The sequence below is a fragment of the Streptomyces sp. NPDC059957 genome (assembly GCF_042730015.1).
Classification (GTDB): domain Bacteria; phylum Actinomycetota; class Actinomycetes; order Streptomycetales; family Streptomycetaceae; genus Streptomyces.
In genome coordinates, this window is the sequence record NZ_JBHWMB010000011.1 from 142554 (window position 1) to 154043 (window position 11490).

Annotated in this window: 10 protein-coding genes and 1 pseudogene; 6 read left to right on the plus strand and 5 right to left on the minus strand. The window is 71.4% G+C overall.

Annotated elements, in window-relative coordinates; genetic code table 11:
- Positions 1 to 49: 49 nt before the first annotated feature.
- Entirely contained in the window at positions 50 to 568 is a 519-nt protein-coding gene (locus ACFWBW_RS10515; RefSeq protein ID WP_385370359.1) for a DUF4245 domain-containing protein, read from the minus strand.
- Between the two features lie 211 nt (positions 569 to 779).
- On the opposite strand from ACFWBW_RS10515, the gene glpX reads away from it, so the two are divergent.
- Complete coding sequence (glpX, locus tag ACFWBW_RS10520; RefSeq protein WP_243335787.1) at positions 780 to 1811, plus strand: class II fructose-bisphosphatase; 1032 nt, start codon at positions 780 to 782, stop codon at positions 1809 to 1811.
- Between the two features lie 102 nt (positions 1812 to 1913).
- Here glpX and ACFWBW_RS10525 read toward each other — a convergent pair whose 3' ends face one another.
- The 3 genes from ACFWBW_RS10525 to ACFWBW_RS10535 all read right to left on the minus strand — a co-directional run bounded on the left by ACFWBW_RS10525 (position 1914) and on the right by ACFWBW_RS10535 (position 3818).
- Positions 1914 to 2288, minus strand: coding sequence for a WhiB family transcriptional regulator (locus ACFWBW_RS10525; RefSeq protein WP_374213444.1), 375 nt, complete (start codon positions 2286 to 2288; stop codon positions 1914 to 1916).
- 181 nt (positions 2289 to 2469) lie between these two features.
- Positions 2470 to 3069 (minus strand): TIGR03086 family metal-binding protein, encoded by a 600-nt coding sequence (locus ACFWBW_RS10530; RefSeq protein ID WP_385370333.1) that lies wholly within the window; start codon positions 3067 to 3069, stop codon positions 2470 to 2472.
- A 68-nt stretch (positions 3070 to 3137) separates the two neighbouring features.
- Entirely contained in the window at positions 3138 to 3818 is a 681-nt protein-coding gene (locus tag ACFWBW_RS10535; protein ID WP_385370334.1) for a DUF1707 domain-containing protein, read from the minus strand.
- Between the two features lie 150 nt (positions 3819 to 3968).
- Between ACFWBW_RS10535 and ACFWBW_RS10540 the strand changes: the two genes are divergently transcribed.
- Complete coding sequence (locus ACFWBW_RS10540; RefSeq protein ID WP_385370336.1) at positions 3969 to 5633, plus strand: fumarate hydratase; 1665 nt, start codon at positions 3969 to 3971, stop codon at positions 5631 to 5633.
- A 526-nt stretch (positions 5634 to 6159) separates the two neighbouring features.
- Positions 6160 to 6930 carry a glycerophosphodiester phosphodiesterase gene (locus tag ACFWBW_RS10545; protein ID WP_385370338.1) on the plus strand — a complete coding sequence of 257 codons (771 nt, stop codon included), beginning with the start codon at positions 6160 to 6162 and terminating at the stop codon, positions 6928 to 6930.
- A gap of 87 nt (positions 6931 to 7017) precedes the next feature.
- Here ACFWBW_RS10545 and ACFWBW_RS10550 read toward each other — a convergent pair whose 3' ends face one another.
- Positions 7018 to 8565, minus strand: a complete 1548-nt coding sequence (locus tag ACFWBW_RS10550) for a ricin-type beta-trefoil lectin domain protein (protein WP_385370340.1) — start codon at positions 8563 to 8565, stop codon at positions 7018 to 7020.
- Positions 8566 to 8672: 107 nt separating this feature from the next.
- Between ACFWBW_RS10550 and ACFWBW_RS10555 the strand changes: the two genes are divergently transcribed.
- From ACFWBW_RS10555 to ACFWBW_RS10565, 3 genes and pseudogenes are all read left to right on the plus strand, one after another.
- A complete protein-coding gene (locus ACFWBW_RS10555) occupies positions 8673 to 10088 on the plus strand; it encodes a class II fumarate hydratase (RefSeq protein ID WP_385370342.1) in 1416 nt (471 codons plus the stop codon).
- A 112-nt stretch (positions 10089 to 10200) separates the two neighbouring features.
- Complete coding sequence (locus tag ACFWBW_RS10560) at positions 10201 to 10956, plus strand: DUF402 domain-containing protein (protein WP_385370344.1); 756 nt, start codon at positions 10201 to 10203, stop codon at positions 10954 to 10956.
- Between the two features lie 230 nt (positions 10957 to 11186).
- Positions 11187 to 11490 (plus strand): annotated as a pseudogene (locus tag ACFWBW_RS10565) (hypothetical protein); the annotation flags it as partial.

Genomic DNA, 11490 nt, shown 5'->3' on the forward strand with positions numbered 1-11490 from the left:
CTCCCCGGATACCGGGGAGCGCGGCCTTTTCACTGCGTCTCGCCGCGCGCTACGAGCCCTGCTTGAACTCCAGCGCCGCGGCCATCGCGCCGAGCTGCTCGAAGGAGGCCGTCCCGGTCACCACCGTGACGTAGCCCTGCTCCTTGCGCACGAGGGCGTCGTACTTCTCGCCGTCCCAGCGCTCCCAGACCTGGTCCCCGACCTGCTGGGTCTCCCCGGTGGCCTGCGCCCTGCGGGTGACCTTCCCGATGTACTTGTCCGTGACGTCCGCGGACTGCTCCACCGCCACGTACTGCTGCTGCGGGTCCAGGAAGCCCAGGTGCCAGGCGCTGGCCTCCTTGCGCGCGAAGCCGACCGAGGTCGCCCGCCACTGCGGCGGCAGCCCGACGGGCACCGCCACGGGGTACGGAGCCGCGCGCCGGGCGGTGATGCTCTCGACGCGGTAGTCGACCACCCTCGTCGGATCGGCCTTCTCGTCATGTGGGATGACCAAATAGATCCCCCCGACCACGAGCCCGATCACCGCCAGCGACCGGATCATGTCCACGACCGTCTGCTTGCCCTTCATACCTGCCACGCCACCATCGTCCCGCATGGCCCGGGGCGATCACCGCCGGGGTCGAGATGGCGCGCCACGGGCAGCGCAAGATGTCCGCTCAGGACAATCAGCTGACCGATATGGCGCTCATACGTGACCCGGTCTGCTCAATATGTCGACGTACCGATAGAGTCGAGGGACCCTCACTCCCGGCCGTCGCCGTACAGAAAGGTGCGCTCCGATGACCGAGCACAACCTGCCGCCCCAGCTCGAAGTCTCTCCGGAGGCACCCGACCGCAACCTCGCCCTGGAACTCGTACGGGTCACCGAGGCCGCCGCCATGGCCGCGGGCCGGTGGGTCGGGCGCGGTGACAAGCTCGGCGCCGACGGCGCTGCCGTCAACGCGATGCGCACCCTGATCTCCACCGTCTCGATGAACGGCGTCGTCGTCATCGGCGAGGGCGAGAAGGACGAAGCCCCGATGCTCTTCAACGGCGAGCGGGTCGGCGACGGCACCGGTGCCGAGGTCGACATCGCCGTGGACCCCATCGACGGCACCACCCTGAACGCCAAGGGCATGCCGAACGCCATCGCCGTCCTGGCGGCCGCCGACCGCGGCACCATGTTCGACCCGTCCGCGGTGTTCTACATGGAGAAGCTGGTCACCGGTCCCGAGGCCGCCGACTTCGTCGACATCAACGCCCCGGTCTCCGTCAACATCCGCCGCGTCGCCAAGGCCAAGAACATGGCCGTGGAGGACGTCACGGTGATCATCCTCGACCGCCCCCGCCACGAGGGCATCGTCAAGGAGATCCGCGAGACCGGCGCGCGCATCAAGTTCATCTCCGACGGAGACGTCGCCGGCTCGGTCCTGGCCGTCACGGAGGACAGCGGCATCGACCTGCTGCTCGGCATCGGCGGCACGCCCGAGGGCATCATCTCGGCCTGCGCGATCAAGTGCATGGGCGGCACCATCCAGGGCAAGCTGTGGCCCAAGGACGAGGCCGAGCGCCAGAAGGCGATCGACGCCGGCCACGACCTGGACCGCGTCCTGTTCACGGACGACCTGGTCTCCGGCGACAACGTGTTCTTCGTCGCCACCGGCATCACGGACGGCGAGCTGCTGCGCGGCGTCCACTACCGCTCGGAGACCGCGACGACCTCCTCGCTGGTCATGCGCTCGAAGTCGGGCACGATCCGGCAGATCGACTCGACCCACCGCCTCTCGAAGCTCCGCGCGTACAGCGCGATCGACTTCGACCGCGCCAAGTAGGCCACGGGCGACGGCACGGCATCACGGAAGGGGCGCTCCCGCGTGCGGCGGGGGCGCCCCTTCCGTATGCCTGCAGCGCTGCGGGCCGACGAAGCTCCGGCTCTACGAGGCTTCGCGCAGCTCCCCCGCCCGGCGCCGCCGGCGGGCCAGCACCACCCGGCGCTCGGCGGCCGTCAGACCGCCCCAGACTCCGTAGGGCTCGGGCTGGATCAGCGCGTGCTCCCGGCAGGCGACCATGACGGGGCAGCGGGCACAGACCCGCTTGGCAGCGTCCTCACGGGACAGCCGGGCGGCGGTCGGCTCCTTGGACGGGGCGAAGAACAGGCCCGCCTCGTCGCGCCGGCACACCGCGTCCGCGTGCCATGGACCGTCCTCTTCCCTGGCCGGCACCCGCGGCTTCGGCACGACCGCCGCCGGGCGCCCCTGAAGACTCTGGACGGCGGCTACCTGCAGGGACTGGCGCGGCGGATGCGGCACGGTCTACTCCTGACGACGTATACGCGAGCGAGAGGCGACGCACCTGTCCCTACCCGCTGTGCGCGCCCCTATGCACCCTGTGCCGCCGATCCGGCCGGTTCGACCGAAAGGTGATCCCGCCCGGCCCCGCCCGGGACGGCCCCGGGCGACCCCGCCCGGCCCCGCCCCCGTCACCCGGACGTCACGCGGCGGACGGCGTCCAGTCGGGGCGGCGCCCCAGGAAGGCGAGCAGCGCACCGACCGGATCGGCGTCCGGATCGGGGGCGGGGAGGAGCGCCGGGCCGTACGCGAACCCGCGCAGCGGCTCCGCGAGCGCCCGGGCCGCCGGGCTCAGGGCCGTGGCGAGGGCGGGGGTCAGCGGGGAGACCTGGCCGGTGGCGACGGCGATGTCCCAGGCGTGGACGGCCGCGTCGAGGGCGGCCGCGGCGACCGCGGTCTCGGCGTCGAGGGTGAACGGGGGCAGCGGGACGGCCACCTCGGCGGTGCCCGGCTCCACCCCCGCGAAGGCTTCGGCGGCGGCGGCGAGGGCGGGCTCCAGCAGCTCCTCGGGGCTGCCGGCCAGGGCGCCGGTGGGCGCGAAGGGGTCCTCGGCCGGTCCCGGCCCTCCGGTGAGGCGGCCCGCGTAGGCGAGCTGATCGCCCGCCGCGTGCTGGAGCACTTGGCCGACATTCCACTGGTCGCACGGCGTCGGCGCGCTCAGGGCGCCGGCCGGTACGGCTCCCGCGACGGAGCGCAGGGCATCGTATGCCTGGTCGAGCAGGTCCCACTTGGATACGGTCATGGGCCGACCCTACGAGAACTTACCGGCCAAAGAGGCTTATTTCAGAGGCAGTTGCCCGCGCGTCGATCTTACCGGGTACCCTCCCACCCCTTGCGGATCCTGCGCGCCAGGTCCACCAGGCGGGCGCCGAGCTTGGGGCGGGCCTCGATGTTGCCCAGCAGCGCGAAGCCGCGGACGATCACGACCGGTGCCTGCGGATCGGTCTCGCCGCGCCCCTCGCCGTGCACCTCGAAGTTGCCGAGGACCCCGCTGCCGTAGCCGCGCAGGGTGACGTTCTCCGGGACCAGGATCTCGACGTTGCCGAGGATGCTGGTCACGTTGATCTCGGTGACCTGCTGCTCGAAGACCGCCTGGGTCAGGTCGATGCTGATGTCCCCCATGACGGAGATCGCGCGGGTGTGCGCGCCCGGCCGCCAGCGCCCCTTGCGGGAGGAGCTGCTGCACACGGCCACGACCGTCTCGACGGGCGCGCCCGCGGGCGATTCCGCGTACGCGGGCTCCTGCCGGCTGCCGGCGCCGGGTGCGGGCAGGTCCCGTACGAGCACGTCCAGCTCGGCGACCGTCTTGACCGCGTACAGCGAGTCGAGCCGGTCCGAGTGCTCCTCGGCGGTCAGCCGGCCCTCGGCGACGGCGTCGGCCAGGATGTGCGCGATCCGGTCCCGGTCCGCGTCGGAGGCGCGCAGCCCGTGTGCGGGTGCGGGGGCCGGCGCGGGGGCCGGCGCGGATGAGGGCTGCTTTTCCAGGTCCACGGGCCCCAGCATAGCGAGACACGATAGATCGCGATACTGGCCAGTGAGCCTTACCTCACAACAAAAGCCACCGGAAGAGGTCCTACGCTGGATACCGCGCTGCCAAACGGTCGTCAGCGCCGTCTGCCGAGTGAGGGAATGACTGCCGTCATGCCAGAGTTTGCGTACACCGACCTGCTGCCCCTGGGCGAGGACTCCACCCCGTACCGCCTGGTGACCTCCGAAGGCGTCTCGACCTTCGAGGCCGACGGCCGTACGTTCCTCAAGGTCGAGCCGGAGGCGCTGCGCAAGCTCGCCGAAGAGGCGATCCACGACATCCAGCACTTCCTGCGCCCCGCGCACCTCGCGCAGCTGCGCCGCATCATCGACGACCCCGAGGCTTCGGCGAACGACAAGTTCGTCGCCCTCGACCTCCTCAAGAACGCGAACATCGCGGCGGCCGGCGTCCTGCCGATGTGCCAGGACACGGGCACGGCGATCGTGATGGGCAAGCGCGGCCAGAACGTCCTGACCTCCGGCGGTGACGAGGAAGCCCTCTCCCACGGCATCTACGACGCCTACACCCGCCTGAACCTGCGCTACTCGCAGATGGCCCCGGTCACCATGTGGGAGGAGAAGAACACCGGCTCGAACCTGCCCGCGCAGATCGAGCTGTACGCGACCGACGGCGGCGCGTACAAGTTCCTCTTCATGGCCAAGGGCGGCGGCTCCGCCAACAAGTCCTTCCTCTACCAGGAGACCAAGGCGGTCCTCAACGAGGCCTCCATGATGAAGTTCCTGGAGGAGAAGATCCGTTCGCTCGGCACGGCGGCCTGCCCGCCGTACCACCTGGCGATCGTGGTCGGCGGCACCTCGGCGGAGCACGCCCTCAAGACCGCGAAGTACGCCTCGGCCCACTACCTGGACGAGCTCCCCACCGAGGGCTCCCCCCTGGGCCACGGCTTCCGCGACGAGGCCCTGGAGCAGCAGGTCTTCGAGCTGACCCAGAAGATCGGCATCGGCGCGCAGTTCGGCGGCAAGTACTTCTGCCACGACGTCCGCGTCGTCCGCCTCCCCCGCCACGGCGCGTCCCTCCCGATCGCGATCGCCGTCTCCTGCTCCGCGGACCGCCAGGCCACCGCGAAGATCACCGCGGAGGGCGTCTTCCTGGAGCAGCTGGAACGCGACCCGGCGCGCTTCCTGCCGGAGACCACCGACGACCACCTCGACGAGTCGGCGGACGTCGTCTCCATCGACCTGAACCAGCCGATGGACGACATCCTGGCGACCCTGACCAAGCACCCGGTCAAGACCCGTCTCTCCCTGACCGGCCCGCTGGTCGTCGCGCGCGACATCGCGCACGCCAAGATCAAGGAGCTGCTGGACTCGGGCGCTCCGATGCCGCAGTACCTCAAGGACCACCCGGTCTACTACGCGGGCCCCGCGAAGACCCCTGAGGGCTACGCGTCCGGCTCCTTCGGCCCGACCACGGCCGGCCGCATGGACTCCTACGTCGAGCAGTTCCAGGCGGCGGGCGGCTCCAAGGTCATGCTGGCCAAGGGCAACCGCTCCCAGCAGGTCACCGACGCCTGCGGCAAGCACGGCGGCTTCTACCTCGGCTCCATCGGCGGCCCGGCGGCCCGCCTCGCCCAGGACTGCATCAAGAAGGTCGAGGTCCTGGAGTACGAGGAGCTCGGCATGGAAGCCGTCTGGAAGATCGAGGTCGAGGACTTCCCGGCCTTCATCGTGGTCGACGACAAGGGCAACGACTTCTTCCAGAACCCGGCCCCGGAACCCACCTTCACCCACATCCCGGTCCGCGGCCCGGGCCTGTAGAACACCCTGAAGGGCCCCTCCCCCACCAGGCGGAGGGGCCCGTTGGCGCACCCGGCCGGTGTCGGGGGCGGGCCGTCAGGTGGCGGGCCTCCACCGGGGTGGCGCGGTAGCCGTCGCGGACGGCGGCCAAGAGCTCCTGCATCGTCAGGCCGAGCTCGTCACGAAAGGCTTTCAGGGCCGCGGCGCGGGCGCCGCTCACGCGGAGCAGGACCGTGCCCTCTGCCGCCACCACGGCCGCGCGGACTTCCTCCGGGGCCCGGCCCCATCCTTCGTCGCGGTTGCACGTGTCCGGGGATCCGAAGCCGCAGGTGTCGCACTCCCACTCGGACCTCCACAGCAGCCGGCCCCCCTCGATCAGCTGCCACGCGTGGAAGACACAGCGCGAGCACGGCTCACAGGGCGAGATGGGCATCATCGGCTCCGGCATGGCGACACCCTGCCCTGCCCGGTAGGCCACCGCATCCGGTTAACGTCGGGGACACGACCCCGCACCAGCGCGTTCACCCCGGTTTGCAAGGATTTCCGTATGTCAGCGACGACCGACCTCCCCCCGGCCCGCGGAACGCGGGTCATCGCTCACCGCGGGGCCTCCCACGAGCATCCCGAGCACACCATCGAGGCCTACCGGCAGGCCATCGCCGACGGGGCCGACTCGCTCGAGTGCGATGTGCGGCTCACCGCCGACCACCGGCTGGTCTGTGTGCACGACCGGCGGGTGGAGCGGACCTCCGACGGGCGCGGGGTCGTCTCCGAGATGACGTACGAGGAGCTGCGCGCCCTCGACTTCGGGGTGTGGAAGGGGCCCGGCCACGCCGGGGCCCGGGTGCTGTTGTTCGAGGACCTGCTCAAGGAGGCGCTGGCCGCGCCGTACCCCGTCGGGCTGGCCGTGGAGACCAAGCACCCCACCCGCGCAGGCGGCCGGCTGGAGGCCGAGCTCGCGTCGCTGCTCTCGGAGTACGGGCTCGCCGACGGCTCCGCCGGCCGCGTCGAGGTGATGAGCTTCTCCCGGTCCGCGCTGACCCGGATGCACCGCCTCGCGCCGGGGCTGCCGGCCGTGTACCTGATCGAGCGCAGGGTCCGGCCGGTCCGGCCCCCGTACGCCACCCACGCGGGTCCGGGCATCGAGCTCGTACGGCGGGATCCCGGGCTGGTGGCCCGGCTGAAGGCGAAGGGGCTCCAGGTGCGCGTGTGGACCGTGGACGAGCCCGAGGACGTGGAGCTGTGCGTCCGCCTGGGCGTGGACACGCTCATCACCAACCGGCCCCGGGACGTACGCAAGCTGCTGCTCGACCTGTGAGCCCATGAGCACCCGGCCGGGGTGCGCCGGCCGGGCGTGGGGGGTCGTACGGAACATCGGACCCACGGGGGTACGGGTCCGCAGGGGTTACACGAAGCGCTGGTTGGCCGAGCCGTTGCAGGTCTGCAGGCGCAGCGGCTCGTGCGCCCCGGCCACCGTCAGGCACATGCCCGGGGCGGCGGCGGGCCGGAAGGTGGCTCCGTCACGGACGAACTGCTGGTTGGCGCCGCCGTGGCAGTTCCAGATGATCAGTGCGGTGCCGCCGCCGTAGTTGGCGCCGGGTGCGTCCAGGCAGCGGTCGTGGGTGAGCTCGATGTGGAGGGACTTCTTGGCGGAGTCGTACCACCAGCCCTGGTTGCGGCCGCCGTGGCAGTCCCAGCCGAGGATCTTGGTGTTGTTGGCGCTGGCGCCCCCGTTGGAGTCGACGCAGTTGCCCGTCGCCTCGTTCTTCAGCGGCTTGTACAGGTCGTCCCAGGCCCCGGCCTGCAGGACGGGGGTGCCGGTGCTCGCCGGGTCGGCGCAGGAGGCCTCGCGCAGGCCGGAGGCGTAGAGCTGGGTCAGGCAGGAAGCGAAGGCGCCGTGGCCGCGGTAGTTGGGGTGGAAGGACTGGCGGGCGGTGTTCTCGTCCCACGGGAAGTGGTCCCCGAGGTCGAGGTAGAGGCCGCGGGCCCAGGTGTCCTCCATGCAGACCTCGTGGCCCTGGAAGAGCCGCGAGTTGTCGAGGTAGGTCGCGCCCGCGGCGAGGGCGGCCGCGCGCATGCCCTTCTCGAAGGTGGGCACCGCGTAGTTGCGGCCCCAGGCGGCGTCGGAGTCGTAGCCGGCGCAGCCTCCGGGGAGCTTGCCGGGGAAGTCGGGGTTGTCGTAGAAGTCGGGGCCGATCGGGCTGGGGTAGCCCATCACGACCAGCTTGTAGTCGGAGTCCGCGTAGCCCGCGTCGCGCATGACAGACTTCAGGTCGCCGATCGTCGACTGCACCTTGGGCTTCAGTCCGTCGACGCGCGCCTGCCAGCCCGGGCCGTACTTCGGCTCGCAGGTGCCCTGGCTGAGCACCCAGCGGGTGACGCAGTCGGTCATGACCGGGCCGAACTGCAGGTCGTCGTTGGCCCCGGCGACCAGCAGCACCATCTTGATCCTGGTGTTGCGGGCCTTGATGGCCAGGCTGTCGCTCTGCACCAGCTCGTCGGCGTACTGCTTGCTGCCTCCGATCTTGATGTTGCCCGTGTAGCCGCCGGAGCAGGCCGCGTTGAAGGTGTAGTCGGCCGCGATGCCGGTGCGGTGGATCGCCGCGTCGGGCGAGCGGTGGCACTGGTTGGACGGGGTGTTGGTGGCGGGGTCGTAGTTGCCGACGCCCTCGCCCGAGATCTCGCTGTCGCCGAGCGAGATCAGGCCGGTCTTGCGGTCCGCGAGCGGGCGGATCGCGGAGTCGCCGTAGATCTTGACGGCCTCGGCGGCCCGGATGGCCTCCAGTTCGGGCGTGAGGGGTGTGACCGCGGCAGCCGCGGAGGACTCCGCGGTGGTCGCCGCTTGGGCCGTGGGGGTGATGGCGGTGACGCCCCCGAGGGCGGCCGCCGCCGCCACTACGGCGGCGAAGGTAGATCTGAGTCTGATCCTTGATTGTGTACGGGCACGTGCCATGAACGCCTCCCCGATCTCGGTGTTACCCCCGGTATTTACTGGCCGGTAGGCGAGTTGGGAACAGTCCGAACAAGACAATTGCTCAACTTTTTGAGGAGGCACCACAGATGACCGAAGATCAGCAGCCGGACGACGCCCCCGAGGCGTTCCGCATCGAGCACGACTCCATGGGCGACGTCCGCGTCCCCGCGGACGCCAAATGGCGAGCTCAGACCCAGCGCGCGGTCGAGAACTTCCCCATCTCCGGACAGCGCCTGGAGCGCGCCCACATCGAGGCACTGGCCCGGATCAAGGCCGCGGCGGCCGCCGTCAACGCCCGGCTCGGCGTGCTCGACGAGGACATCGCCGCCGCCATCGTCTCGGCGGCCGGCGAGGTCGCCGGGGGCCGCTGGGACGAGCAGTTCCCCGTCGACGTGTTCCAGACGGGTTCCGGCACCTCGTCCAACATGAACGCCAACGAGGTGATCGCCACCCTGGCCACCGAGCGGCTCGGCCGCGCCGTGCACCCCAACGACCACGTCAACGCCTCGCAGAGCTCCAACGACGTCTTCCCGTCCTCCATCCACATCGCCGCCACCGCCGCCGTCACCGGCGAGCTCATCCCCGCCCTGGAGCACCTGGCGGGCGCGATGGAGCGCAAGTCCGCCGAGTTCTCCCTGGTGGTCAAGGCCGGCCGGACGCACCTGATGGACGCCACGCCGGTCACCCTGGGCCAGGAGTTCGGCGGGTACGCGGTCCAGCTCCGCTACGGCGTCGAGCGGCTGCGGGCGGCGCTGCCGCGGCTGGCCGAACTGCCGCTGGGCGGGACCGCCGTGGGCACCGGGATCAACACCCCGCCCGGGTTCTCCGCGGCCGTGATCGCCGAGGTGGCCGCGGCGACGGGGCTGCCGCTGACCGAGGCCCGGGACCACTTCGAGGCCCAGGGGGCCCGGGACGCACTCGTAGAGACGTCCGGAATGCTCCGTACGGTCGCCGTATCACTCACCAAGATCTGCAACGACCTGCGCTGGATGGCCTCGGGCCCGCGCACCGGATTGGCCGAAATCAATCTCCCGGATCTCCAGCCGGGGTCCTCGATCATGCCCGGAAAGGTCAATCCGGTCGTGCCGGAGGCCGCGCTGATGGTCGCCGCCCAGGTGATGGGGAACGACGCGGCGGTCGCCGTGGCGGGCGCCGCGGGCAACTTCGAGCTCAACGTGATGCTCCCCGTGATGGCCCGCAACCTGCTGGAGTCCATCCGGCTGCTGGGCTCCGTGACCCGCCTGCTGGCCGACCGCACCGTGGACGGAATCACCGCCAACACGGCCCGGGCCAGGGAGTACGCCGAGTCCTCGCCCTCCGTGGTGACCCCGCTGAACCGGTACATCGGCTACGAGGAGGCCGCCAAGGTCGCCAAGAAGTCCCTCGCGGAGCGCAAGACGATCCGGGAGGTCGTCCTGGAGTCGGGCTACGTGGACCGCGGCGACCTCACCCTGGAGCAGCTCGACGAAGCACTGGACGTGCTGCGGATGACCCGCCCCTGACCCCGGCGCGGCCGCCCCGCGACGGGGTCCGGATCCGGTCGTTTCCCGCCCCCGGGCACCTCGGTGACCTGCAGCGCGGCGATCCTCGGGACCCCCGCCCTAAGATCTGCCCATGACAGGTACCGGAGGCCGCGGGGGCGGCAGCGCGCGGAGCTCGGCACCGGGCTCGCCGCGGAGCGGGGCACGGAGCGCGGAGCGCGGAACCGCGGAGGGCGTCCGCTGGGCGCCCGGGGATCAGATCCTCTGGCGCTACCGCGACCACGCGCCCGCCGCGAAGGGCGCCGTCCACATCTGCCGGCCCGTGACCGTGGTGAGCGACACCGACGAGCTGCTCGCGGTGTGGATGGCTCCCGGGACCGAGTGCGTCAAGCCGGTGCTCGCCGACGGGACCCCGGTCCACGAGGAGCCGCTCGCCACCCGGTACACCGCGCCGCGGACCACCGTACGGTCGCGCTGGTTCGGGGCTGGGGTGCTGAAGCTGGCACGGCCCGGGGACCCCTGGTCGGTGTGGCTGTTCTGGGGGCCCGGCTGGCGGCTCAAGAACTGGTACGTGAACCTGGAGGAGCCCCTGTCCCGGTGGGCCGGCGGGGTGGACTCCGTGGACCACTTCCTCGACATCGCCGTCTACCCGGACCGAAGCTGGAAGTGGCTCGACGAGGACGAGTTCGCACAGGCCCAGCGGTCCGGTCTGATGGACCCGGAGCAGGCCGGGCGCGTGCGCGAGGCCGGTCGCGCGGCGGTGGACGTGATCCGGGCCTGGGGTCCGCCGTTCTCCGCAGGCTGGCAGGATTGGCGACCTGACCCGGCCTGGGGCGTACCGGCCCTGCCGGAGGATTGGGACCGCACCCCGGCGCATATGACCTCATGAGACCCTTGATGCGCCCCCGGGGTGCAATCGTAGGATCGTCCTCCGCCGGGGTGTCGGCGGTCAAATGTCGCCTGCGGAACAGCATTTGACCTAGGCCGACGCGATAACGAGAGGTAACGAGCGGGACGCGGAAACGCGGGGTGATGGTGTCCCCGCCGCTGAGCGGGTATACCGCGACTGACCGAGTTGAGTGCAGCGCACATCGAGCGCAAACGGACGGAATGCCACGCGTGACGGAGTACCCCACCTCTCAGGAGGGCCCCCAGCCGGTTGCCTCCGGCGGTCGGACGGACGAGCCCGGCCACGGCACGGAGGAACTGGGCCACGGCAAGGCCCCGCTCCCGGCGGCCGAGGCCGTGCGCACGCATGCGCAGCCCCAGGCGGCGGACCTGCCCCGCCCCCGCGCCACGGCGGAAGCGCCGTCCGCCTCCGACGGGACCGCGGAGCCCGGCGGCGTGCGGGTGCGTCTTCGCCGCACCGAGGAGCCCGCCCCCGAGGTCCTGCAGATCGGCGACATCAACATCGACGTCGCCG